The 22,580-nt window shown below is 66.0% G+C and carries 22 protein-coding genes; 7 read left to right on the forward strand and 15 right to left on the reverse strand.

The features are described 5' to 3' along the window. Positions 1-5: 5 nt before the first annotated feature. From Q2K57_RS08050 to Q2K57_RS08070, 5 genes are all read right to left on the reverse strand, one after another. Positions 6-1,214, reverse strand: a complete 1,209-nt coding sequence (locus Q2K57_RS08050) for a pyridoxal phosphate-dependent aminotransferase (RefSeq protein ID WP_304526574.1) — start codon at positions 1,212-1,214, stop codon at positions 6-8. Continuing rightward, on the reverse strand, positions 1,211-2,155 hold the full coding sequence (locus tag Q2K57_RS08055) for a glycine betaine ABC transporter substrate-binding protein (protein ID WP_304526575.1): 945 nt from the start codon (positions 2,153-2,155) through the stop codon (positions 1,211-1,213). Before Q2K57_RS08055 ends, Q2K57_RS08050 begins: the two co-directional genes overlap by 4 nt. Positions 2,156-2,225: 70 nt before the next feature. Then, a complete protein-coding gene (locus Q2K57_RS08060) occupies positions 2,226-3,848 on the reverse strand; it encodes a 5-guanidino-2-oxopentanoate decarboxylase (protein WP_304526576.1) in 1,623 nt (540 codons plus the stop codon). Continuing rightward, positions 3,845-4,432 (reverse strand): HD domain-containing protein, encoded by a 588-nt coding sequence (locus Q2K57_RS08065; RefSeq protein WP_304526577.1) that lies wholly within the window; start codon positions 4,430-4,432, stop codon positions 3,845-3,847. Before Q2K57_RS08065 ends, Q2K57_RS08060 begins: the two co-directional genes overlap by 4 nt. Beyond that, the gene (locus Q2K57_RS08070; protein ID WP_304526578.1) at positions 4,429-5,580 is read right to left on the reverse strand and encodes a TauD/TfdA family dioxygenase; all 1,152 of its coding nucleotides are present in this window, start codon (positions 5,578-5,580) and stop codon (positions 4,429-4,431) included. Before Q2K57_RS08070 ends, Q2K57_RS08065 begins: the two co-directional genes overlap by 4 nt. Before the next feature lie 203 nt (positions 5,581-5,783). Between Q2K57_RS08070 and Q2K57_RS08075 the strand changes: the two genes are divergently transcribed. Next, positions 5,784-6,788, forward strand: coding sequence for a GlxA family transcriptional regulator (locus tag Q2K57_RS08075; RefSeq protein WP_304526579.1), 1,005 nt, complete (start codon positions 5,784-5,786; stop codon positions 6,786-6,788). Between the two features lie 68 nt (positions 6,789-6,856). On the opposite strand, the gene Q2K57_RS08080 is transcribed toward Q2K57_RS08075, so the two are convergent. From Q2K57_RS08080 to Q2K57_RS08100, 5 genes are all read right to left on the reverse strand, one after another. Then, positions 6,857-8,089 (reverse strand): TauD/TfdA family dioxygenase, encoded by a 1,233-nt coding sequence (locus Q2K57_RS08080; RefSeq protein ID WP_112056192.1) that lies wholly within the window; start codon positions 8,087-8,089, stop codon positions 6,857-6,859. A 79-nt stretch (positions 8,090-8,168) separates the two neighbouring features. Beyond that, on the reverse strand, positions 8,169-9,221 hold the full coding sequence (locus Q2K57_RS08085) for a GlxA family transcriptional regulator (RefSeq protein WP_304526580.1): 1,053 nt from the start codon (positions 9,219-9,221) through the stop codon (positions 8,169-8,171). 184 nt (positions 9,222-9,405) lie between these two features. Then, positions 9,406-9,864, reverse strand: coding sequence for a thioesterase family protein (locus tag Q2K57_RS08090; RefSeq protein ID WP_304526581.1), 459 nt, complete (start codon positions 9,862-9,864; stop codon positions 9,406-9,408). Then, the gene (locus Q2K57_RS08095; RefSeq protein ID WP_112056195.1) at positions 9,864-10,835 is read right to left on the reverse strand and encodes an L-carnitine dehydrogenase; all 972 of its coding nucleotides are present in this window, start codon (positions 10,833-10,835) and stop codon (positions 9,864-9,866) included. Before Q2K57_RS08095 ends, Q2K57_RS08090 begins: the two co-directional genes overlap by 1 nt. After that, on the reverse strand, positions 10,832-11,743 hold the full coding sequence (locus tag Q2K57_RS08100; protein ID WP_304526582.1) for a 3-keto-5-aminohexanoate cleavage protein: 912 nt from the start codon (positions 11,741-11,743) through the stop codon (positions 10,832-10,834). The genes Q2K57_RS08095 and Q2K57_RS08100 overlap by 4 nt, the downstream gene beginning before the upstream one ends. Positions 11,744-12,156: 413 nt before the next feature. Here Q2K57_RS08100 and Q2K57_RS08105 point away from each other — a divergent pair, with 413 nt between their 5' ends. From Q2K57_RS08105 to Q2K57_RS08120, 4 genes are all read left to right on the forward strand, one after another. Then, positions 12,157-12,567, forward strand: a complete 411-nt coding sequence (locus tag Q2K57_RS08105; RefSeq protein ID WP_304526583.1) for a PPC domain-containing protein — start codon at positions 12,157-12,159, stop codon at positions 12,565-12,567. 174 nt (positions 12,568-12,741) lie between these two features. Next, positions 12,742-13,359 carry a LemA family protein gene (locus tag Q2K57_RS08110; protein WP_304526584.1) on the forward strand — a complete coding sequence of 206 codons (618 nt, stop codon included), beginning with the start codon at positions 12,742-12,744 and terminating at the stop codon, positions 13,357-13,359. Next, entirely contained in the window at positions 13,359-14,108 is a 750-nt protein-coding gene (locus tag Q2K57_RS08115; RefSeq protein ID WP_304526585.1) for a YgcG family protein, read from the forward strand. The genes Q2K57_RS08110 and Q2K57_RS08115 overlap by 1 nt, the downstream gene beginning before the upstream one ends. A gap of 27 nt (positions 14,109-14,135) precedes the next feature. Next, the gene (locus tag Q2K57_RS08120; protein ID WP_304526586.1) at positions 14,136-14,753 is read left to right on the forward strand and encodes a TPM domain-containing protein; all 618 of its coding nucleotides are present in this window, start codon (positions 14,136-14,138) and stop codon (positions 14,751-14,753) included. A gap of 38 nt (positions 14,754-14,791) precedes the next feature. On the opposite strand, the gene Q2K57_RS08125 is transcribed toward Q2K57_RS08120, so the two are convergent. Next, positions 14,792-15,508 (reverse strand): hypothetical protein, encoded by a 717-nt coding sequence (locus Q2K57_RS08125; protein WP_304526587.1) that lies wholly within the window; start codon positions 15,506-15,508, stop codon positions 14,792-14,794. Between the two features lie 337 nt (positions 15,509-15,845). Between Q2K57_RS08125 and Q2K57_RS08130 the strand changes: the two genes are divergently transcribed. Then, positions 15,846-17,576 carry a methyl-accepting chemotaxis protein gene (locus tag Q2K57_RS08130; RefSeq protein ID WP_258396636.1) on the forward strand — a complete coding sequence of 577 codons (1,731 nt, stop codon included), beginning with the start codon at positions 15,846-15,848 and terminating at the stop codon, positions 17,574-17,576. Positions 17,577-17,788: 212 nt separating this feature from the next. Here the strand turns inward: Q2K57_RS08130 and Q2K57_RS08135 are convergent, their stop codons facing one another. Beyond that, positions 17,789-18,019, reverse strand: a complete 231-nt coding sequence (locus Q2K57_RS08135; protein ID WP_112056205.1) for a DUF2061 domain-containing protein — start codon at positions 18,017-18,019, stop codon at positions 17,789-17,791. A gap of 325 nt (positions 18,020-18,344) precedes the next feature. Here Q2K57_RS08135 and Q2K57_RS08140 point away from each other — a divergent pair, with 325 nt between their 5' ends. Continuing rightward, positions 18,345-19,382, forward strand: coding sequence for a D-alanyl-D-alanine carboxypeptidase family protein (locus tag Q2K57_RS08140; protein WP_112056206.1), 1,038 nt, complete (start codon positions 18,345-18,347; stop codon positions 19,380-19,382). A gap of 160 nt (positions 19,383-19,542) precedes the next feature. On the opposite strand, the gene Q2K57_RS08145 is transcribed toward Q2K57_RS08140, so the two are convergent. The 3 genes from Q2K57_RS08145 to Q2K57_RS08155 form a co-directional block, all read right to left on the reverse strand. After that, positions 19,543-21,063, reverse strand: coding sequence for an ATP-binding protein (locus Q2K57_RS08145; protein WP_304526588.1), 1,521 nt, complete (start codon positions 21,061-21,063; stop codon positions 19,543-19,545). Continuing rightward, positions 21,060-21,749, reverse strand: coding sequence for a response regulator transcription factor (locus Q2K57_RS08150; protein WP_304526589.1), 690 nt, complete (start codon positions 21,747-21,749; stop codon positions 21,060-21,062). Before Q2K57_RS08150 ends, Q2K57_RS08145 begins: the two co-directional genes overlap by 4 nt. A 116-nt stretch (positions 21,750-21,865) precedes the next feature. Beyond that, positions 21,866-22,570 carry a hypothetical protein gene (locus tag Q2K57_RS08155; RefSeq protein ID WP_304526590.1) on the reverse strand — a complete coding sequence of 235 codons (705 nt, stop codon included), beginning with the start codon at positions 22,568-22,570 and terminating at the stop codon, positions 21,866-21,868. Positions 22,571-22,580 lie beyond the last annotated feature (10 nt).

The following is a 22,580-nucleotide window of genomic DNA, read 5'->3' on the forward strand; positions in this document are numbered from 1 at the left end:
GCGATTCACTCTGCAGTGGAAAGAGCAGCGGCATCTTCCCGCGCCGCTTCGGCGCAGCGCGCCAGACGCTGGCTGGCCGTGCGCAGACGGTCTTCGTCGACGGTCAGGCTCAGGCGCACGAAGCCGGCAGCGGAGGGGCCGAAGGCCTCCCCCGACAGCACCGACACGCCCTCGTCGTCGAGCAGGCGGTCGGCGAAGGCCTGGGAAGAAAGCCCGGTAGCGCGCACGTCGATCATCAGGAACATGCCCGCCGCCGGGGTGATGACGTCGATGGCCGAGCAGTTGGCGAGTGCGGCGCATACGGCGTCGCGACGCGCCCGGTAGGTCTCGCGCATCAGCTCGCGCTCGGGAAGATCCTGACTGAGGGCATCGCGAGCGGCGTCCTGGATGAACTCCGGGCAGCCATAGAGCATGCAAAGTGCCAGGTTGGCCATATGGTCGATCAGCTTCTGCGGGCCGAGCACCCAGCCCAGCCGCCAGCCGGTCATGGCATGGGACTTGGAGAGGCTGTCGATGACCACGGTGCGGTCGGCCATGACGGGCAGGCTCGCGGCGCAGATGTGTTCGCCCTCGAAGACCAGCTCGGCGTAGACCTCATCGGAGATCAGCCATAGATCATGGCGATGGCACAGCGCGGCAATGGCGGCCCAGGATTTGGCGTCGATCAGCTGGCCGGTGGGGTTATGGGGGCTGTTGAGCATGATCGCCCGGGTGCGCGGGGTGATCGCGGCCTCGATGTCGGCGACATCCAGGCGGAAGTCGTCGTCGCCGCGCAGCGGAATGTGCACCATGCGGGCGCCGGTGGAGCGCAGCACGGCTTCATAGGTGACGTAGCTCGGCTCGGGGACGATCACCTCGTCGTCGGGGTCGAGCAGGCACTGGGCGGTGGCATAGAGGCCGCACTGGGCACCCGCCATGACGATCAGCTGATCCGGTGTGGCATTGACGCCGTGGGCGCGATACCGCGCGGCGATGGCCTCGCGCAGGCCCTGCTTGCCCTGAACGTCGGGATAATGCGTGGCGCCGCCGCGCAGGCTCGCCACTGCACTCTCGACGATCGGTGCCGGGGTCGCGAAGTCCGGGTCGCCCACCGAGAGCACCGTGATGTCCTCGCCGGCGGCCTTGCGCGCCAGCGCCCGGTTGTGGATATCCCAGGCGGCGGCGCCTTCGCCGGCAATACGCTCGGTCAGGCGGGAGAATCGCATCGCCGTCATAGGCTGGCCTCCACCGCCGTCAGGGCGTCGTTGCCGTCACGGGTCTCGACGCCCTCGAGGAAGGCGGCCACGCGCTCGGGGTGGTCGGCCAGCCAGTCATGGGCCACGACGTCGAGGTCGCGTTCCTGAAGGCTGTAGGCGCTGATGAACTCGCTCTGCTCATCGGCCGAGAACACGAACTGATCGAGTAGCTGGGTGAGGTTCGGGTTGGCCTCGGCGTAGGCCTTGGAAACGATGGTCTTGACGTCGCTGCGGCCGTTGTCGGGGCCGAAGACGCCTTGCGGATCGTCGAGGATGCGGGTGTCGTATTCCGGCACCATCCAGTGCGGCGTCCAGCCGTAATACAGTACCCACTTCTGCTCTGCCACGGCGGATTTGACCATGGACAGCATGCCCGGCGTCGAGGAGGCCGCGATATCCCAGTCGCCAAGACCGTAGGTATTGGCGCTGATGGCGCCGTCGAGCATGTCGGTGACCGTGGAGCCACTCTCGATGCTGAAAATGCGGCTGTCGAAGCGCTCTGCCACGTCAGGGTCGGCCAGCTGCTCGGCACTGGTGATGCCGGCCTCATACACGTAGCCCGGTACGGCGAAGCCCATGCGGGCGCCGTTGACGTTGTTGCCAAGATCGAGGATGGCGCCAGCCTGCATGGCGGCGTCGTAGCTCTCCTGCTGCGCGGGCAGCCAGCCGGCCAGGAAAGCATCGCTGTCGCCGGTTTGCAGGGTGTTGTAGCCCACCGTCGAGCTGAGTTCCTGGATCTCGATGGTATAGCCCAGCGGCTTGATGAGCTGCGAGAAAATCTCACTCTTGACGGTCACGCCCGGCCAGGGCGGTACCACCAGGCTGAGGGTGTCGTCCCGGTCGGTGTTGGTGTCGGCGAGGGCGGGGCCGGCCAGGGCCAGGCTCGCGAGCAGGGTCAGGGTGCTGCGTGACGACTTCATGCGTAGACGTCTCCTTATCGTTGTTGTGAGCCGGCAATGCCGGCCCATGGCGGTTCGAGGCCCCGGGGCGTTAGAGCGACGCGGCCCAGGCGGCGGCATCGACCTCAATGATCAGCGGGCTTGCGGCGTCGTCGAGCCGGCCCAGGGCGTCGTGCAGGCTCGCCGGGTCGGTCACGCTGAGGTAGCGGCAGGCATAGGCCTCGGCCAGGGCACGGAAGTCTGGCGCGGCCAGGTCCACGCCCAGGTGCGGGATGTCGCTTAGCGACATGTAGCGGCGAATCTCGTCATAGCCGTCGTTGTTCCAGATCACCACGGCGACCGGCCGGCCAAGGTCGCGGGCGGTGCCGAGCTCGCCGAGCACGAACTGCAGGCCGCCATCGCCGACCAGGGCGACCACCGGCAGGTCGGGCCGTGCCGTGGCGGCGCCAAGGGCGGCGGGCAGGCCGTAGCCGAGGGTGCCGAAGCCGGTCGCGGCGTTGAACCAGCGACGCGGGGCCGGCATCGAGGCCAAGAAGTTGCCGGCATAGACCGGGCCCGTGGAATCGCCGACCACGATGGCGTCGGGCAGCGCTGCGCGCAGGGTGGCGTAGAGCGGCACATAGGGCGCGAGCTCCTGGTCGTCGGCGAGGGCCAGCGCGCCGCGCACCTCGGCGGCCCGGTCGGCACCAGTGCTGGCAGAAGCATGCTGCACAGAGGCATCGGCCGGCTGCTGACTCAACTGACTGAAAAGTCCGCGCATGGCCTGGCCGGCCTCGGCGAGCATGGCCAGGTCCGCCGCCTGGTTGCGGCCCAACTGCTGAGGGTCGATATCGACCCGGATCAGGCGGCCATCGAGCCGGAAACCGCCGTCGAATACCAGGTCGTAGTCGGTCTCGCCGATCTCGGTGCCCAGCGCCAGCACCACGTCGGCCTCGGCGGCCAGCCGCCGAGCGGCAGGCAGGCTCATGGTGGCGCCCAGATCCAGCGGGTGATCCTGACCCAATACGCCCTTGGCGTTGATGGTGGTGAAGGCCGGGGCATCGAGGCGTTCGACCAGTGCCTGAGCCGCCTCGGGAGCGGCGACGGTGCCGCCGCCGAGCAGCACCAGCGGGCGTTCGGCGTTGGCGAGCCAGTCGGCGGCCAGCGCCAGGGCCTCCGGCGCCGGGGCCGGCGGAAAGACGTGCGCCGGTGAGGGCGAGCCCTCAGGCATCGGTGTTGCCATCACATCGAGCGGGATCTCGATATGCACCGGGCCCGGGCGGGCGCTCGCGAACACCGCGAAGGCGCGAGCCAGCACTTCTGGCAGTGCCGTCGGCTCATGCAGGGTGTGGCTGAACACGCTGACGCCAGACAGCGTCTCGCCCTGATGGGGCATCTCGTGAAGCCGCCCCTGGCCGCGGCCCAGGCTGGCGCGTTGGTTGACGCTCGAGATGACGAGCATCGGCACCGAGTCGGCCAGCGCCTGGCCCATGGCGGTGGCGATGTTGGTCATGCCGGGCCCGCTGATGATGAAGCAGGCCGCCGGCTTGCCGCTGGCGCGGGCGTAGCCGTCGGCCATGAAACCGGCGCCCTGTTCATGGCGTGGCGTGATGTGGGCAAGCCCGCTGGTGCCCAGGGCGCGATACAGTTCGATGGTATGCACGCCGGGGATGCCGAAGGCAGTGTCGACGCCGTAGGCCTCGAGCAGGGCGACGAGTTGCTGGGCACAGGTCATGGCGCTGTCGCCTCCTCGCGGATCGCCGGCAGGCCGCCGAACGGGTCTCGGTTCAGCACGCGCTCGACCATCGGCACGAAGTGGTCAAGCGGCAGGGTGTCGTAGTCGGGGTCGAAGCTGGCCTGATCCCAGTCGTCGCAGAAGCGCACCGTGCGCGCATAGGCGGGATGGTCCGCAAACTGCTCGCGTGCGTGGCGATCCAGGCCGAAGAAGTGGCGGTAGTGATAACCCTGAAAGAGCTCGTGGTGGCGAATCATCCAGGTGTTCAACGGGTCGATGAACGGCTCGAGAATCCCGGCCGCGATCTCGGCATGGTTGGCCGGCGACAGGTCGTCGCCGATGTCATGCAGCAGGGCGCAGACCACCATTTCCTCGTCGGCACCGTCGCGCAGTGCTCGAGTGGCGGTCTGCAGGCTGTGTTCAAAGCGATCCACCGGATAGCCGTGAGTGTCGCCTACCAGGCGGTGAAGGTGCTCGAGCACCCGCCGCGGGGCGTCGGCCACGTAGTCGCGAAAGCGATCATCGATCAGCGCCCACTCGTCGCGGCGGGCTTCACCGAAATGCCGGAAGCTGGCCTTTATCATGCGGCCTCCTCGGCGCTGGCCAGCTGCTGGCGCAGCACCAGACGGCGGCTGGCGGTGCTGTCGCGATCCACGTAGCCCTGGCGCAGGTGGCGCACGCCGCCGGCCAGCTCGAAGGCGCGACGACCGTGCAGCAGGCGGTAGTTGTCCATGATCAGCATCTGGCCCGGATCGAGCTTGAGGTTCAGGGTCAGCTCGTCGGAGGTGATCAGCTGGTAGAAGGCCTGACGGGCGGCGTAGTAGCGCGCCAGTTCCTCGGCGGGCAGTGCCTCGACGCGCTCGGTACGATTGCTGTAGCGCACGCGGAAAATGCGCCCCTGGCTGTCGAGTTCGATCAGCGGTCCCTCGCTCTCAAGCCAGGTGGTCGCGTCGCGGTAGCGGAAGCCCGGCGAAACCCGGGTCAGGCAGTCGAAGGCCGCCGGGTCGCGCTCACGAAGCAGCTGGGCCGCCCGGTAGCCGTCGGCCAGGGTGCTGTCGCCGCCGTCGGCGGCATTGGTCAGGCAGTGCAGCCAGATATAGCCGGGAATCGGATCGCGATAGGGGTTGTCGGTATGCGGTTCCAGGCCGCGCTGGGTCATGGTCAGGTCATAGGCATTGGCCACCGATTTGACGTCGGCAATGCCGCCCCAGTTGGTGCGGCGCAGCGGCCCGACACGCTCCATCAGCGCCTGCATGCCATCCTCTTCGGTGGGCACACCGGAGACCACGACGAAGCCGTTGCGATGCAGCCCCTCGAGCATCTCGAGCAGGGCGGCATCGTCGTCGATGGCGGCGGCGAAGTCAGCATGGTGCGGCTTGGCCCGTTGCGCGTCCCACAGCAGGCGTCCCGGGGCGACGAGGTCATCGGCGCTGGCGCGGTCACTGCCTTGGCGACTGTCACCGAGCAGCGCGTCCAGCGGGAAGTGAACGTGGTGACCATCGCTGAAGCACAGGGCCAGGGCATCGTCGACCAGCTCAGCGCGCTCCAGGGCCAGGTCGAGCGGCAGCTCGGCGGCCTCGATCAGCCGCTGGCCGGTGAGAGGGTCCAGCGTCTCGGCATCGGGCGCCCGTTCTCGCAGCCATAGGGCCGCGAATTCGCGGGGCTGTGCGTCGATGTCGAGGAGCAGGCGCTGTCCGTCGGCGGACAGCGTTGCCTTGGCGCTTGTGGTCATGGCGATGAATCTCCGGGTAATGCTGAGAGCCTGTTCCTGAGGCTCCTGGGGCGATGTGCTGTACAGGTGTGCTGTGGCAGATGCGCTGAGGCGTCATTAGCTCCGTGGCCAGCGGCACCGATGACGCGACTCGCTTTACCCTAGCGGCAGACCGGCCATAGAATTGAACTAAATTAGCCATAAGGTTGATATTTTTGGTCAATATGAATGACTACTCAGAGGCTTGGCCGTATCCGCGTCCGGATTCGCCGCCGCTGCTCTCGCCCGAGCAGGCCGAGCAAACCCTGGACGTCTGGCTGGTCCCCAAGTTCTCGATGTTGACGCTGTTCTGCATGCTGGAGCCGCTGCGCGTCGCCAACCGTTTTGGTCGAGATCTCTTTGCCTGGCGACTGCGCTCGATGGATGGCCAAGGCGTGGTGGCGAGCAACGGCGTCTGCATCGAGGTAAACGGCGATCTGGCCTCGGTGCCTGACGATGCCCACCTGATGGTGGTGTCGTCCTACGAGGCAGAGGCGGTGGTCACGGCCCGGGAGCGAGCCGTGTTGCGCCGCTTGGCGGCCCATGGTGGGTGGTTGGGCGGCTTGGATACCGCGCCCTTCATCCTGGCGCGGGCGGGGGTGCTGGAGGGCTGCCGGGTGGCGCTGCACTGGGAAAGCGTGCCGGCCTTTCGCCGCGAGTTTCCGCAGCTACGTGTCAGCCGTGAGCGTTTCGAAGCCGATGCCACGCGACAGACGGGGGCCGGGGGCACTGCCGGCATCGATATGATGCTGGACCGTATCGCTCGCGATTATGGCCCGGCGCTAGCCGACGCCGTGGGGCGCCAGCTGGTGCACCATCGCCATGAGGCGTCGTCCGACGATGAGCAGCAGGTGCGCTATGCGGGGCTGCCGCGCAGTGTGGTCAAGAGCCTGGCGGTGATGGAGGCCAACTTGGCCCAGGCGCTGCCGATTCCGGAGATCTGCCGGATGGTGGGGCAGTCGCAGCGCCAGCTTGCGCGGCTGTTCCTGGCGCACTTTGGTGAGACGCCCAAGCAGTGCTATCTGGGCATGCGTCTGGACCGGGCGCAGCGTCTGCTCGCCGGCAGCCATTGCCGGGTCACCGAAGCGGCAATGGCCACTGGCTTCCAGCAGCTGACGCATTTTTCCCGCGCCTATCGCGCCCGTTTCAGCGAGACGCCCAGCCAGACCGCCGCCCGGGGACCGGGCTAAGCCTCCTCAGCCCTGTGCCAGCCTCTTTCGCCAGGACGTTTGTCTCAGGGCTCTTCTTTCCGGACGTATCAGGCTTCTGCCGTCAGGCGGCGCCGCCGTTGGGCGCGCTGCACCATGCGGTAGCGCGAGCGGATCTCGTCGCGCTCCATGTAGCAGCCCTGCAGCCAGCGATGGCCGCTTTGGCCTTCGAAGGCATCCCGGGCGTGGAGCAGCCGGCGGTTGTCGAAAATCACCAGGTCGCCGGGCCGGTAAGTGAAGCGGATAGCGAAGGCCGGGTCGCGCAACAGCCGCTGGAGCGTCATCAGCGCCTCATAGGCGGGCTCGATGTCTTCGAAGGCAGCATCCAGTGGGCCACGCAGGAAGTCGGCGATGCGCACCTCGAGCAGCTCACCCCGGGCGTCGAGGCGGATCATCGGTTCGTGCCAGACGTAGTCGGTGGTCTTGGCGGTGTTGGCGTAGCGCCAGCGCACGCGGGTCAGCGTCGCCCAGGCCTGCGGGTAGTGGTCGCGCAGCGCCTCGGCGATGGCGAAGCCGTCGAGCATCACGGCCTGGCCGCCCTCCACGCTGTTCTCCAGGCAGTGCAGCATCTGCAGGCCCGGGTGGTACTCGCGGGTTGGCAGGTCGACGTGGGGCGGCAGGGCGATGGAAGTGTAGGCGTTGGAGTCCGGGTCTGGCTTGGCCTTGACGTCGAACAGCGCGCCGAAGTTGGTGGGGCGCATCGGGCCGATGCGCCCGGCAATGGCGGAAAGCGAGCCAGGCTCGGTGGGCAGGTTGCGCAACCGCACCAGCCCCTTGCCGAGCACGCTTTCGAGTGCCGGGGCGAGCATCGCCTCTTCCGCTTCGCTGTCCGGTGCGGTCTCGAGCAGGCCTGATGCGTCGAGGGTATCGGGCCCGCCGTCCGGGCCACCCAGCCAGGTCGTGACCGGCACCAGCGGCGCTTCCGGGTCGGCGGCCTTGTCATGCTGCTGGTCATAGTCGTTGGCGCGCAGCCAGCCCGGGTGGAAGCGCAGTCGACGGTCCTCCGGGGTGAAATCCACGCACAGGGCGCCGGCGGCATCGATCTCGGCGCCGGCGATTTCCGGCCAGGCGGGCAGGCTGGAAAGATCCAGGATGCGCTCGCGGGTCGCCGGGTTGATGGTGGTGTCGTCGGCGGCGTTCTCGCGCAGCCAGATGCTGTGGTAGCGGCTAACGCGGCCGTCCTTCCAGTGCACGGTCAAAAGGCGCGGCGAGAAGGACACGGCGTCGAGGGCAACATCGATGGGCCAGGCGTCGTAATCGGGGGTGATCGGCAGGTCGGTCATGAGACCTCCTCGGCAATGAGTGACGTTGCGTCAGCATGCCAAGACGGGCGGCAAAGAGAGCGTCTGGATTCGACGCCGACTATGCACGATTCGACAGTTCGTGATTCGAGGGTTCGTGATTCGAGAACGGACTGTTCGAAGAGGCGCCCGATGGCCGGCCTCGCAGCGCGCTGGGCGTCAGCCCGTGATGGCGACGAAAGGCCCGGGTAAAGCTTGAGGCCGAGCCGAAGCCGCAGGCCAGCGCGATCTCCATGACGCTGTGGCGTGTCTCCCGCAGCAGCCGGTGGGCATGATCCAGCCGGCGTGTCATATAGATGCGCTGTGGCGAGGTGCCCAGCTGGCGCACGAAGAGCCGCTCCAGCCGCCGCCAGGAAAGCCCAAGCTCGGCGGCGAGCTCGGCGATGCCGAGCGGCGTATCCAGGTTGGCTTCCATCAGGGCGATGGCGCGGGTCAGCAGCGGGTCTTCGGGCATCAGCGGGTCGCGCCAGACCGGGTCGCGCCAGACCGGGTCGCGCTGGCGGCTGGCCGGTCGACGCCCCTGGTCGTGAAGCAGTTGGTCGCACACCCGCTCGGCCAGGTCGTCGCCATGGCGGCGGCGAATCAAATCGAGGCTCATGTCGATGGCCGAGCTGCCACCGGCGCAGGAGAAGCCCTCGGGCGTCACCTCGTAGAGCGATTCCACGGCGTCGACTCGGGGAAAGCGGGCCCGGAACTCGGGCAGAGACTCCCAGTGCAGGGTCACGGTCTGATCATCGAGCAGGCCCGCGGCGGCCAGCACCACGCAGCCGGTATCCATGCCGCCCAGCACGCAGCCTTGTGAAGCGCGCTCGCGCAGCCAGGCAATCAGCGTGTCGTCGATGGCATCGTCGGGGGCGAAGCTCGAGCAGACGGCCAGGCTCGGGGTCAGCGGGGCATCCTCGAGGCTATGGTCGGCGTCGAGCGCCATGCCGTTGGAGGCCGTTACCGGCCGACCATCGTGGCTGACTACCTCCCAGTGGAAGAGCGGGCGTCCACTGATGCGGTTGGCGATGCGCAGCGGCTCGATGGCGGAAAAGAAGGCCACCATAGCGAAGCGCGGCAGCAGCAGGAAGCCGATGGATTCGGGGCTTTGCGCGCTAGAGGTGAGTCGCATGGGGCAGGTCATCGTCGCAAGAGAGGCGTCGACGAGTGTAGCGCCCAGTCAATCCGTTGCAACACGGCAAGTGAGGAAGAGCCTCCGCGAAGACGGCGGCCAGGACAGGCCACACATTCGAGCCAAACAGGCAGGCCGGCGACGCAGGCGTCGCCGACCCGTATGGCGCCGGATGCCGGTGGCGTCAGCGCTTGCCCGACGGCAGGCCGATGCTGCGGCCGGCGAGTTCCGGCCAGGTGTCGGCCTGGGGCAGGGTGTCGATGGCCGCGTCCACGGCGCCGGGAAAGGGCGCGGGACGATCATTGACCGAGTCGATACCCATCAGCATCTGCTCGCTCGAGGCCAGCAGGTTGCCTGCCGTGTCCTGCATCGTGAACAGGACGTGCAGGCGCTTGGCATCGCGCTCGAGCAGCGTCACGTCGATGCACAGCGCCTGGTGCTCGTGAGCGGCGCGGCGATAGCAAAGATGCGTCTCGAGGGTATAGATGGTGTAGCCATGCCGCTGGCGGCCCTCTGCATCCAGGCCGATGCGCTCCATCAGCGCCTCGACGCCCAGCGAGAAGGCCCGCGCGTACTCGGCGTCATTCATGTGGCCGTTGTAGTCGACCCACTCCGGGAGCACCTGTGTGTCGAGCAGTGCCATCAGATGCGTCCTTCCAGGCCTTCGGCCTCGGGCCAGTACTTCTGCACAAGGTCGAGCAGTTCGACCAGGAAGTCATCGCGGCGGCGGTCGAGTTCGGCGACCGGGCGGCCGGCGGCCTGGTGCTCGCAGCCTTCGACCACCTTGTCGATGAGCTCATCGGTGAGCTCCGGTGCTTCGAGCTTGGTCCAGGGCAGCTTCAGTGCCGGGCCGAACTGCTCGAGCATGTGGCGCATGCCCTGCTCGCCGCCCGCCAGGTGGAAGGTCATGAAAGTGCCCATCAGCGACCAGCGCAGGCCACAGCCATAGACCACGGCAGCATCGATCTCTTCGGTGGTGGCCACTCCGTCATTGACCAGGTGCAGGGCCTCGCGCCACAGCGCCTCCATCAGGCGGTCGGCGATATGCCCTTCGATCTCGCGCTTGACCACCAGCGGACGCATTGCCATCGCCTGGTAGAGCCGCTGCGCGTTGGCCAGATGGTCGGGGCTGGTGGCCTCGCCGCCCACCAGCTCGACCAGCGGCAGCAGATAGACCGGGTTGAAGGGGTGGGCGACGATCACCCGCCCCGGCGCCCTTGTACAATCCTGTTGCAGGTCCGTGGGCTTGAAGCCCGAGGTGGACGAGCCGATCACCACGTCCGGCGCTGCCGCGGCGTCGATGGCGGCCAGGATTTCGCGCTTGAGCTCGAGGCGTTCAGGCACGTTCTCCTGGATCAGGTCGGCTCCTTCCACGGCGGCTTCCAGGCTGTCGACGAAGCTGAGCCGAGCGGGGTCGGCGCCTTCGGCTAGGCCCAGCTTCTCGAGCGAGGCCCAGGCGTTGTCGACGAAGGCGCGGGTGCGCTCGGGGGCCTGCGGGTCAGGATCGAAGGCCACCACGTCGAAACCACGGGCCAGGGCCCTCGCGATCCAGCCGTTGCCGATGACGCCGGTGCCGATGACGGCCAGTTTCTTCGTCGAGAGTTGCTGGCTCATGCCTCACCTCCTGTGACGATCTGACCGGTCTTGGGGTCGCGCAGCTTGAGGTGGGCGCGGGTTTCGGCGGGTGTCATGGTACGGCCGCCGAGGTTCTCGATGATGCCGGACGCTTTCTCGACCAGGCTTGCGTTGGTGGCCGGTACGCCCTTGCTGAGATACAGGTTGTCTTCAAGGCCGACGCGGGCGTGGCCGCCGAGCAGCATCGCCTGAGCGACCATCGGCATCTGGTGACGGCCGATGCCGAAGGCTGCCCAGTTGGCGGTTTCCGGCAGCTTGTTGCGCATCGCCAGCATGGTCTCGGTGTCGGCCTCGGCGCCCCAGGGAATACCCAGGCACAGCTGGAACAGCGGGTCGCCGTCGAGGAGACCTTCCTTCTGCAGCTGGCGGGCGAACCAGACATGGCCCAGATCGAAGCACTCGAGCTCCGGTTTCACGCCGGCGGCCTGCACCAGGCGAGCGTGTTCGCGCAGCCAGTCGGCGGTGTTGATGTAGACCATGTCGCCGAAGTTGAGGCTGCCGCAGTCCAGGGTGCACAGCTCAGGCAGCAGCTCGGCCACCGGCGCATGGCGCTCGGCCGGGGTCTGCATGTCGGTGCCCGGGCCGCCGCGGGTCGGGTCCGCGGCGTCGGGGATCCAGTCGCCGCCGCCGCCGGCGGTGATGTTCATGACGATGTCGGTATCAGACTCGCGGACGCGCTCCATTACCTCGCGGAAGTGCTCGGTGGAGTGGCTGATGCCGCCAGTCTCGGGGTCGCGGACGTGGATATGCGCCACGCTGGCGCCGGCCTTGGCGGCCGCGATGCAGTCGTCGGCGATCTGCTTGGGGGTGACCGGTACGTTGGGGTTCTTGTCGGCGGTATCGCCGGCGCCGGTAATGGCACAGGTCAGGATGACATTAGAGTTCATGGTCATCGGCTCCATTGCTGAATATGCCCTTAGTCTCGGCTATGTTAGGCGCTAGTTATGTGCGTAAAGCGCCATTTAATTGATGAGAAGCGTCAGTTATGGCGCCGCGCATGCCGCATATGAGATTGCCCCACACGAGATTGCCCCGCTCGCGCTTTCCCCACGAGTTTTCCCCATAAGCTTTCCCCATGAGAGTGCCGCACATGAGAGGCTAAACTGAGCTCAGGCTGTGCGAGAAGTACGGCGAGAAGTACGGCGAGAAGTACGGCGAGAGGCGCGGCGAGTCATTGGTCATCGAAAGACGTTAAGAGGAGACGGCGATGGGCATGCGGGGCGAACGGTGGCGAGGGCGGGCTGTTCTTTCTCGGTTGGGGCGGGTTCCTGTGGTACTGGCCCCGTTGGGGCTAGTGCTGATGGGGTTTGTCCTTGTGAGCATGATGGCGGGCTGCGCCACGCCCGCTACCCGTGAGGCGCAGGCCATCGAGCTGGTGCCCGGTGAATCGCGCGACGGCTGGCTGGGGCCGGGCGTCGATGTCTATGCCTTTACCCTCTCGGCCCCGGCGCAGGTGACGCTCGAAAGCGAGACGCCGGCCAGCGGCTGGACGCTTGACCCCAACGCCACCCTGTTCGATGCCAGGGGGCAGGTGGTGGCCCGTGACTGGCGCAGTGGCGAGGGGGAGAACTTCCGCCTGACCCGCGCACTGCCGGCCGGCCGCTGGTATCTGGAGGTCAGCGACGGCGGCGGCTGCACGATCATGGCGGAGGACTGCGAGGCACACCGTCGCTATTCGGTCCGACTAGACGTCGAGACGGTGATGCCATGAGCCCGTAACGCCCTGAACCCGAAACGCCAGGAGCCGGTAAGCCAGGAGCCGGTAAGCCAGGAGCCGGTAAGCCATGAAACGGGACGCGGCCGGGGAGCCGGCTTCTCGCGCCGGCCGCCACCGTGTACCGTGAGAGCAGATTATTGGCCAACAAGACGGGGAAGCGAACCAACCATGCAAGCCACACTCGGGGTTACCCCCTACCGGATCGCCTGGCGTTCGGCCATCCTGCTGCTCGTCGCCATGCTGCTGACGGGCTGCGGCGTGAACAACCTGCCGACCTATGACGAGCAGGTGAAGTCAGCCTGGTCGCAGGTCGAGAACCAGTATCAGCGGCGAGCCGACCTGATCCCCAATCTGGTAGAGACCGTCAAGGGATACGCGCGGCAGGAGCAGGAGACGCTGACGGCGGTGATCGAAGCCCGCTCAAAGGCGACGTCAATCCAGGTCGACGAGAGTATCCTCAACAATCCCGAGAAGCTGCGTCAGTTCCAGCAGGCGCAGGGTGAACTCTCCAGTGCCCTGAGCCGGCTGATGGCGGTCTCGGAGCGTTACCCGGATCTCAAGTCCAACCAGAACTTCCTGGCGCTACAGTCCCAGCTCGAAGGCACCGAGAACCGCATCGCGGTCGCGCGCCGCGACTTCATCGCCGCGGTCGAGCGCTACAACACCGAGATTCGCACCTTCCCGGGGCGTCTCTGGCATAGCCTCCTGTACAGCGACATGGAGCTGCGCGAGAACTTCGAAGCCACAGCGACCGACGCCGATCAGGCGCCTGAGGTGTCCTTCTGATGCGGCTGTTCCGGCAACTTCCCGTCGTCTTACTGCTGCTCGTGGCGCTGGGCGCCCAGGCACAGCAGTCCGAATTCCCGGAGCTCACCGGTCGTGTCGTCGATCAGGCCGACATGCTCGATGCCGCTGACGAAACGCGTCTGACCGAGATGTTGGCGGCGCATGAGCAGGCCACCACCGAGCAGGTGGTGGTGGCCACGCTGCCGAACCTCCAGGGGCGCACCATCGAGGAGTACGGCTATCAGCTGGGGCGCCACTGGGGTATAGGGCAGAAGGGCGAGGACAACGGCGCGCTGCTGATCGTGGCCCGTGACGAGCGCAAACTGCGCATTGAGGTAGGCTATGGTCTCGAAGGGCGCCTGACCGATGCGCAGTCCTCGCTGATCATCAACCAGGTGATCACGCCGGCTTTCCAGCAGGGGGATTTCGCCCGCGGCATCCTAGAAGGCACCCAGGCGATGATCCAGGTATTGGGGGGCGATCCGCTCGCCACCTCGGCTCCGACAGCTGAACAGGGCAAGCAGGGCCCGGATGGTCCGAAGTCGGTGCTGTTCTTCCTTTTGCTGCTCGCCGTCACCGGGTTCCTGCGTGGTGGTCGAGGCGGTCGCGGACTGCTGGGCGGGCTGCTGCTGGGGGCCGCGCTGGGTGGCCGAGGCGGCCACGGTGGCGGCGGAGGTCTCGGCGGTGGCGGAGGCTTCAGCGGCGGTGGCGGCGGTTTCGGGGGCGGTGGCGCCTCCGGTGGCTGGTAAATCCTTTCAAGCGAGTACAGATACCCCATGGCGTTATTGAGCGACAGCGAGCAGCGAAAGGTAGCCGAGACGATAAAGCGAGTCGAGCAGGAGACCGATGCCGAATTGGTCACCGTGCTGGCCGCCCAGGCCGATGACTACGCCTATATCCCACTGCTGTGGGCCGGCATTCTGGCCCTGGTGGTTCCCGGCGCGATCAACTACTTCCCGGGCTGGTGGGACGCCACCACGCTACTGCTGGTCCAGTGGGCCACCTTTGTGGTGGCGGCCCTGGTGTGCCGTAGGCCCGCGGTCACCACCCGTCTCATCCCCCGTTCGGTTCGCCACTGGCGCGCCGCGAACCTGGCCCGCCGCCAGTTCCTCGAGCAGAACCTGCACCACACCGAGGCCGGCACCGGGATGCTGATTTTCGTTTCTGAGGCCGAGCGCTACGTGGAAATTCTGGTCGACCGAGGCATTTCCGAGCGTCTCAGCGACGATACGTGGCAGGACATCGTCGCCGACTTTACCCGTCACGTCCGCCAGGGGCAGACGGGACAGGGGTTCGTGGAATGTATCGAGTCATGCGGCCAGCACCTCAAGCGTGAGTTGCCCGCCACCCACCCGCGCGACGAGCTGCCCAACCGTCTGGTGATTCTCGACTAGCCGAGCCGCTCGCCGTTCACTGGCTACTCATTCTCCATTCAAAAATAGGCGCTGGGCGGCTGCTCGGCGTCGTCGTTTGGCGTGGCGGCCTCATGGCACTGCCGCGCCGCCCGGTCGAGGGCGATGGCTGCGCCCGGTAGCTGAAAAGTCAGATACCAGGGTTCAGTGCCGTTCTCGATCTGAAGGCGCAGGGTGTCACCCACGTGCAGTTCGTGCAGCAACCGAAAGGGGGCTGCATTGGTGAAGCTCACGTAGGCGCCGTTATCGCCGCGCTCCTTGGCAAGCGTCGTCGGCCCGGCGTGGGGCGTGAAGCGGTCGACGCGCAGGGCGGCGTCGGCACTGACGGTCTCGTCGCGGCTTGCCACCTCGCCCATGTCGACCCGCAGCTCCAGCCGCGGCCGACACTCGGGCGGCGTGAAATCCACAGAAAAGGCGGTGCCCGGCATGTCGTAGCTGTTGCTGGCCCGGTAGGTGCGCTCCTCGCCGAGTACCAGCGTCATCGACGCCCAGTGGCCTGCCGCCTCGATACCTTGCTGGTTGTACATCAGCGCCATGGCCGGCGTAGAAAGCCCACCCGCGAGAGTGATGAGCGCCAGGGTTCTCACCTTCAGGGCTCGCAGCTTCCGTGTTCTCACCTGCACTGTTCTCAGCTTCAGTGTTCTCAACTTCAGTGTTCTTACCTGCAATGCGCTCACCTTCAGCGCTGTCAGCGTCCGAGTCATCAGGGCCTGCATGGCGCGCATCCTTTCGGTCATTCCTGTCTCCCGTCCAGCTCATCTGCGGTTGATCGTGCGGCCAAGCATACGATATCGCCGCGCAGGGCGGCAGCCCATTGCCCCGGCGTGGGATGGCTTCGAAGGAGGCCGGCATTCGGCAACAAACCGCGATGGCGATTAAAGCTGGCGGCGCTTTTGCCGATAGTGCGTTAGCTATTGCCCATTATTGCATCGTGCACAAAGGAATTGATGGCAAGGTAATTCTTGTACAAAAATTATATATTATTTAGACTTTGTACATGTTGGCCTTGTGACCGGGCGAAGGGTTGTCCACGGTGCATGAGCTTTCTTCGACACGCCAGATAGGAACAGCACTGTGAAAACCATTTTTTCGTGGCTGCGGGGAACGACGATACGTGCCCGTATGACCGCCGGCTTTGCCAGCGTCCTCTTGTTGATGGTCATCCTGACCGCTGAAGGGGTGCGTGAGGTCAACATGATTGACCACAGCATGAAGGTCATCAACGACGTCAACAGCGTCAAGCAGCAGTACGCGGTCGACTACCGGGGCAGCGTCCACGACCGCTCCGTTGCCCTGCGCGATGCAGTACTCATTCACGACGACACCAAGCTTGAACCGGTGATCGCCGACATCAGGCGCCTCGAGGGGAACTATCGCGAGGCCGCCGCCGGTATGAAGGAGCTTTTCGCCTCGCGGGACGACATCACCGCCGAGGAGCGTAGTGGCCTGGCCGATATCCAGACTATCGAAGCCAAGACCATGCCGTTGATCGACCAGGTGATTGAGCTTCGCCAGACCGGCAAGACCGATGCCGCTGAACGGCTGCTGCTTGATCAGGCTGCGCCGGCCTTTACCACCTGGCTCAACACCATCAACGCGTTCATCACCCTGCAGGAGCAGCTCAACGAGGCAGAGACCGGCTTTGCTCGTAACATCGCCGAGAATTTCCAGATCACCATGCTGGCCCTGTGCTTCGGTGCCCTGGTGATCGGTGGCCTGGTCGCCACGCTGCTGACTAGCCTGCTACTGCGCGAGTTCGGCGCTGAGCCTTATAAGGTCAAGGCCTTCGCAGAGGCCGTGGGTCGCGGTGACCTGACTCGCAAGGTGACGCTAAAGCCTCAGTATCGCCACAGCATCATGGCGTCTCAGATGGAAATGGCAGCGCAGCTGCAAAGGACCGTACTGGACGTGCGTCAGTCCGCTGAGTCAGTGGCCACCAACAGCGAGCAGATCGCCGAAGGCAACAACGAGCTGTCGTCGCGCACCGAGCAGCAGGCCAGCTCTCTGGCCGAGACCGCTTCGGCCATGGAGGAGCTTGGCAGCACCGTTCAGCAGAACGCCGATAACGCCGTGGAAGCCCGCAAGCAGGCGGCCAACGCCTCGAAGGTTGCCGAGGATGGCGGCGAAGTCGTCGCCAAAGTGGTGCAGACCATGCGCGATATCGACGGCAGCTCCAACGAAGTGGCCGATATCATTTCGATGATCGATGGCATCGCCTTCCAGACCAACATCCTGGCGCTCAACGCCTCTGTCGAGGCGGCACGTGCCGGCGAGCATGGCCGCGGCTTTGCCGTGGTAGCCCAGGAAGTTCGCGAACTGGCCAGCCGCTCCGCGGCGGCGGCCAAGGAGATCAATACGCTGATCACCGCCAATCGCGAGCGCGTCATTGAGGGCACAGAGCTGGCCTCTCAGGCGGGCAAGACCACCGAGCAGATCGTCGCCTCCGTCAAGCGGGTTACCGAACTGATGGAAGAAATCAGCAGCGCCACCGCCGAGCAGAGCGATGGGGTGCAGCAGGCTGGCGAAGCCGTGAACCAGATGGATCAGGTGACCCAGCAGAACGCCACGCTGGTCCAAGAGAGCGCCACGGCGTCCAACAATCTCAAGGAGCGCGCGCATCAGCTGATGGACCTGATGTCGGCCTTCCAGCTTGGCGAAGTCTCGCAGCAGGCTGTTCGGCAAACGTCGGATCGAGCTCTGCCGTCGGCTTCGAGGCAGTCAGGCCAGCAGCAGGCATCGTCTCATCGCCTGCCGAGTGCCGGTAATCGCGCTCAGCAACGCGAGACCGAGTGGGAAGAGTTCTAACGCCGTTGCTGTTCGATGCAGGCATCACCAAACGACCGCCCGAGGGCGGTCGTTTTTATGTGGGTAAGGGGCGCTGACATTGGGTAGAGCGGGGTGGGGCGAGAGTTCCTGTGGGACTGATGCGGGTGACATGGCCCTGTCATGGGCCAACCTCTAGTATGATCAGCGTGCTGATCGTCGACGTTATTCGACAAAGACGAGGTCAGGGCGCGCTAGATGGATTGTCCTGCGGTCGGCTGTCCAGTGGCAGGCTGCCCGGCAGTGAGGGCTTGCCGGCGTTTGACCCGCTCCCAGGCCTTTTCATGAAAGAAATAGGCGACAGTGTTTACCGCAGGCTCGGTCAGAGCGATGACGCCGCCCAGCACCCAGCTACCGGTCAGCAGGTAGGTCACCGTGAAGGCTACGGAAAAGTGGACGATAGCGAAGGTAGCGGTCTTGATCATGTCGGGGACTCCGTCAAGAGCTCTGGTAAGCGTTGGCCTCACTATAAGAGAGTGATTCTCATTTATAAAAACAGTTGCAATTATCTTTCCCATAGCTCTTGGCTATTAAATCTTGGCGATTAGTGCTTGGCCATTAGCGTTTTGCGATGACTTTTCCATGCCGGGACTCGCGACAGTGGACAGGCCGGTCGCGATCGGCATACTGAGACTAGAAGCGGTAACATGTTGGAAACAGCAGGGAACTCAGGGGATAACGACAATGCGGGATATAACAACAAGGCTACCCGCCACCCGGTCACGGCCGTGGCGTGCAACGACACCACTCATGATGAGTGTCTTTATGGGCATGATGCTGATGCTGATAGGGGGCGTGGCACAGGCCGATAACCCGCGCTACGCGGGGCTCGTCGCCGACGCGGCGAGCGGCGAAGTGGTCTATGCGGAAAACGAAGAGGCCCGTCGCTATCCGGCCTCGCTGACCAAGATGATGACGCTCTATCTGCTGTTCGAGGCCATCGAGCAGGGACGGCTGGATATTGATGATGCCTTGCCGGTCTCCACCCATGCGGCCTCGATGCCGGCCTCAAAGCTGTGGCTGCGCGCCGGCGACAGCATCCGGGTGGGCGACGTCATTCCTGCACTGGTGGTGCGCTCGGCCAACGATGTGGCCGTGGTGGTGGCCGAGGCCCTGGGCGGCAGCGAAACCGCCTTCGCTCAGCTCATGACCGTTAGGGCACGCAGGATGGGAATGGAGTCGACGCGTTTTCGCAACGCTTCCGGGTTGCCTGATGATGCCCAGGTCACCACCGCGCGGGACATGGCTACCCTGGCCGTCGCCCTGATGCGAGACTTCCCTGAGTACTACGGCGAATTCTCACGCACCGAGTTCGTCTTCCGCGGCAAGCGCCAGCGCGGGCACAATCGGCTATTGAACAACTATCCCGGCGCCGACGGCCTCAAGACCGGCTTCATCCGTGCCTCAGGCTTCAACGTGGCGACTTCGGCCGTGCGTGACGATCGGCGCCTCATTGCCGTGGTGATGGGCGGCTTCACCTCCCGCTCGCGGGATGAACACATGGCCGACCTGCTCGATCGCGGCTTCGCCCGATTGGGCCTACAGGAGCGCACAGACTGGCTGGCGGATACCGATATTTCCGGCCCCATCGCCTCGCTGCCACCCCTTGCCGTTGATCCGAGCCGGGCCAATATGCCGGCTCTGCTGGCCTCGGTGGAAGCCGAGCCTGTCGCTCGTCTGGCGTCCAACGCCGTGGACCCGATCCGGGCCCTGATGGAGCGTAACGCCCAGGGGGATGGCGGCAGTGCCTGGGGCTTGCAGAATGCCAGCCAGGACATGGCGCGCTAGCGAGTTAACCCAGCCGATTAACGTTAACTAGACCGCCAATGGCTCGCCCAGAGGCGATGCCCTGCAACGAAGAGCCCCGCGCAACGAAAAGCCCCCGCCGTGTTCGACACGACGGGGGCTTTGCTTTGGGCTTTGCTTTGGGCTTCGCGGCGGGTATCCCTCAACTCGCCGGCATGGGGGGAATGGCCTCCTGCGGCAGCACTACTCTGACCCGCAGACCGCCCTGCGGCGCGCCCTCCAGCGCCAGTTCACCGCCATGACGCTGCACCAGGCGGTCGACGATGGAGAGCCCCAGTCCTGCCCTGGCTCCCGGGCCGGCGCGATGGAAGCGTTCGATTACCTTGCGGCGCTCTGCGGCCGGAATGCCGGGGCCCTGGTCGTCAACGACCAGTGTGAAATGCGGTGATGCATGGCGTGGGTCAGCTCCCTTATCCGTGCTGTGCTCTTTGCTGTGCCCCGTGTTTTGAGGGGTGCTGTGCGTCGCGCTCGGGTCGGCATGCGGGGCGGTGCTTGGCTCGACGCTGAGCGCGACGCGCACGGTTGAGCCCGCCGGGGAATGGTGCAGGGCATTGCCGACCAGGTTCTGCACCAAGGTATCGACGCAGCCGGGCTCGGTGGTGAGTCGCCAATCCTGAGTCTCGTCGGCGTCGAGCTGAAGTTCCAGCGACGCTTCGCCAGCCAGTGGGGAGAGTTTGGCCAGGGCCTCGCGGGTTTCGCTGAGCAGGTCGATCCGTTGGCGCGGATGGTCGGCATCCTGATCGGGGTCGAGCCTGGCCAGCGTCAGCAGCTGCGAGACCAGCCGAGTCGCTCGCTCGACGCCGGCCTGCAGCTGGTCCAGCGACTCCCGGCGGTCGTCGGGCTGGGTGGTGTCGCGAGCGTTCTGGGCATGCAGGCCAAGCACGGCAAGTGGCGTGCGCAGCTCATGGGCGGCATCGGCGATGAAGCGCTTCTCGCGGGTGCGCAGGCCGCGAATCTGATCGAGCAGCCGGTTCAGCGCGCCGGTAATGGTATCCAGCTCCTGCGGCAGGGGGGCCAGCATCAGCGGCTGCAGGTTGTGCGGGTCGCGTTCTCGGATCTGTTGCGCCATGCGCGATAGCGGCTTGAGCCCCCAGCCGATTGCCCACCACAGCAGCAGCGCCAGCACCGGCAGGCCGATCAGGTCAGGGATCAGGGTACGCAGGGCGATCAGGGTCACCAGTTCGCCACGTACGTCCTCACGTTCCGCCACCACCACCTTGAGCCCCGGTGATGCGGAGTCCGCGGGGGCGGTGAGGGCGAAGATCCGCCACTCGAAGTCGCCGATCTCGGCGCTCTCGTAGCCGTCGCGATGGACCTCCAGCGGCGATTGCGGGGCCCGCGCCGAGCGCAGCAGCAGCTGGTCCTGCTGCCAGACCTGAAACACCAGCTTGCTCTCGTAGCGGTGGCCGGCGACGTCCATGTCGGCGCTGTCGGCGCGCGCCAGAGCACGGTCCAGGCTCGCGAGCAGGCCGGCACGCTGTTCCTGGGCCAGCGGTGCCTGCATCAGCCCCTGGATCAGCCGCGCGTTCTGCGCCAGGCGTGCATCGAACAGTTCCTCGACCTCGTGGGTGGCGTCCCGATAGCTGGTGATGCCGATGACCAGCATGCTGGTCGCGAACATCAGCAGCACCAGGCCGAGGGTGCGGCGCCGAATCGAGGTCATGAGGCGCCGTTACCGGGACTGTCGCTCGGCTTGTCGAGCACATAGCCGATGCCACGCACGGTGCGAATCAGCCCCGGAAACAGCTTGCGGCGCAGGTGGTGCACGTGGACCTCGATGGCGTTGCTCTCCACGTCCTCGTCCCAGCCATAGATCACGCTGGCCAGAGTGTCGCGGGTGAAGACGCGACCCGGATGACTCAGGAATTCCTGCAGCAGGGTGAATTCGCGCCGGGATAGATTGATCGGCTCGCCCTGGTAGCTGACCTGGTGTTCGGCGGCATCGAGGCGGATGCCGTGGACCTCGAGAGCGCTGTTTATCTGGCCGTGGCTGCGCCGCAGCAGGGCGCGCAGGCGAGCCTTGAGCTCAGCGACCTCGAAGGGCTTGACCAGGTAGTCGTCGGCGCCGGCATCCAGGCCGTTGATGCGATCCTCAATGCCGTCCCGGGCGGTCAGCACCAATACCGGCACCGGGTTGTCGCGCCCGCGCAGCTGCTTGAGCAGGCTCATGCCGTCGAGCTTGGGCAGCCCCAGGTCGAGGATCACCACGTCGAAGGGTTCGCCGTCGTTGAGGGTGGCCAGGGCCGAGCGGCCATCGCCCAGCACATCGACGGTGTAATGTTCGGATTTAAGCGCCAGACGAATGCCCGATGCCAGGCTGGGGTCGTCCTCGACCAGCAGTACTCGCATGCCTGCTCCCTGTAGATCGTGTGAATGGGGCGGCGGTCCGCGCCGGCCGCCAACGACGAACGCGGCCCTCGTCTGCCGAGGGCCGCGCCTGATGCCAACTCGCCTCTGCGTTCAGTCTACGGCAGCTGGTCGAGCAATGCCTGGATCTCCTCGCGACGCCCGCGATCGGCGAGCTCGCGCCCGGGGCGTGGCGGTGCCTCAAGGGCCTGCTCCAGGGCCTGGCGGGCCTCGGCGTTGCGGCCCTGCTGGTGCAGATAGTCGCCCCAGAAGTACAGGCTGTCGATCCCGTCCGGGTTGAACTTCAGCGCCTGTCGCAGGTGCCACTCGGCCTTGTCGTCGTCGCCAAAGGCCAGTGGCCAGCCAGGCACCTGATAATACAGCGCGCCGAGACTGGTATACGCCGAGCCGTCGAGAGCCGCTGGGTCCAGATCGATGGCGGTTTCCAGGTCATCTCGCGCAGCCTTGACCAACGACAGGGCGCCGAGCCCGCCCTTGGCGCCGGCCTCGGTCGAGCGCACGATGCCGGCCCAGACATACAGCTCGGCGGCCTTAGGGTAGCGAGTCAGATAACCGTCGGCCTCGTGCTCCAGGGTCTCGAAGGCCTTGGCCTGTGCGTCGTCCGGCATCTGATAGTGAATCTCGGCCCAGCGCTGCTGGAGCTTGTGCACGGCATCCTCGACGGCGGGTTCCATGGCAAAGGCGGGCAGGCTTGCCAGGGCCAGCAGGCCGGCAGACAGGACGCCGGTCAATGCGGCAGTGAGACCGGCGGTGCGCCGGCCATGGCGGGCCTGCGATCGAGCTTGGAAGGAGTGGGTGCGCATGGCGTCTTCC

The organism is Halomonas sp. I5-271120 (genome assembly GCF_030553075.1).
Lineage (GTDB): Bacteria > Pseudomonadota > Gammaproteobacteria > Pseudomonadales > Halomonadaceae > Onishia > Onishia taeanensis_A.

Bases quoted from the DNA above. Each gene is read 5' to 3' on its own strand.
- Q2K57_RS08095 (WP_112056195.1), bottom strand. From the start codon at position 10,835: ATGAGCCAGCAACTCTCGACGAAGAAACTGGCCGTCATCGGCACCGGC.
- Q2K57_RS08075 (WP_304526579.1), top strand. From the start codon at position 5,784: ATGAATGACTACTCAGAGGCTTGGCCGTATCCGCGTCCGGATTCGCCG.
- Q2K57_RS08090 (WP_304526581.1), bottom strand. From the start codon at position 9,864: ATGGCACTGCTCGACACACAGGTGCTCCCGGAGTGGGTCGACTACAAC.
- Q2K57_RS08135 (WP_112056205.1), bottom strand. From the start codon at position 18,019: ATGATCAAGACCGCTACCTTCGCTATCGTCCACTTTTCCGTAGCCTTC.
- Q2K57_RS08110 (WP_304526584.1), top strand. From the start codon at position 12,742: ATGCAAGCCACACTCGGGGTTACCCCCTACCGGATCGCCTGGCGTTCG.
- Q2K57_RS08120 (WP_304526586.1), top strand. From the start codon at position 14,136: ATGGCGTTATTGAGCGACAGCGAGCAGCGAAAGGTAGCCGAGACGATA.
- Q2K57_RS08150 (WP_304526589.1), bottom strand. From the start codon at position 21,749: ATGCGAGTACTGCTGGTCGAGGACGACCCCAGCCTGGCATCGGGCATT.
- Q2K57_RS08140 (WP_112056206.1), top strand. From the start codon at position 18,345: ATGATGAGTGTCTTTATGGGCATGATGCTGATGCTGATAGGGGGCGTG.
- Q2K57_RS08070 (WP_304526578.1), bottom strand. From the start codon at position 5,580: ATGACCACAAGCGCCAAGGCAACGCTGTCCGCCGACGGACAGCGCCTG.
- Q2K57_RS08115 (WP_304526585.1), top strand. From the start codon at position 13,359: ATGCGGCTGTTCCGGCAACTTCCCGTCGTCTTACTGCTGCTCGTGGCG.
- Q2K57_RS08125 (WP_304526587.1), bottom strand. From the start codon at position 15,508: ATGACCGAAAGGATGCGCGCCATGCAGGCCCTGATGACTCGGACGCTG.
- Q2K57_RS08065 (WP_304526577.1), bottom strand. From the start codon at position 4,432: ATGATAAAGGCCAGCTTCCGGCATTTCGGTGAAGCCCGCCGCGACGAG.
- Q2K57_RS08050 (WP_304526574.1), bottom strand. From the start codon at position 1,214: ATGACGGCGATGCGATTCTCCCGCCTGACCGAGCGTATTGCCGGCGAA.
- Q2K57_RS08145 (WP_304526588.1), bottom strand. From the start codon at position 21,063: ATGACCTCGATTCGGCGCCGCACCCTCGGCCTGGTGCTGCTGATGTTC.
- Q2K57_RS08060 (WP_304526576.1), bottom strand. From the start codon at position 3,848: ATGACCTGTGCCCAGCAACTCGTCGCCCTGCTCGAGGCCTACGGCGTC.
- Q2K57_RS08100 (WP_304526582.1), bottom strand. From the start codon at position 11,743: ATGAACTCTAATGTCATCCTGACCTGTGCCATTACCGGCGCCGGCGAT.
- Q2K57_RS08085 (WP_304526580.1), bottom strand. From the start codon at position 9,221: ATGCGACTCACCTCTAGCGCGCAAAGCCCCGAATCCATCGGCTTCCTG.
- Q2K57_RS08080 (WP_112056192.1), bottom strand. From the start codon at position 8,089: ATGACCGACCTGCCGATCACCCCCGATTACGACGCCTGGCCCATCGAT.
- Q2K57_RS08155 (WP_304526590.1), bottom strand. From the start codon at position 22,570: ATGCGCACCCACTCCTTCCAAGCTCGATCGCAGGCCCGCCATGGCCGG.
- Q2K57_RS08055 (WP_304526575.1), bottom strand. From the start codon at position 2,155: ATGAAGTCGTCACGCAGCACCCTGACCCTGCTCGCGAGCCTGGCCCTG.
- Q2K57_RS08105 (WP_304526583.1), top strand. From the start codon at position 12,157: ATGGGGTTTGTCCTTGTGAGCATGATGGCGGGCTGCGCCACGCCCGCT.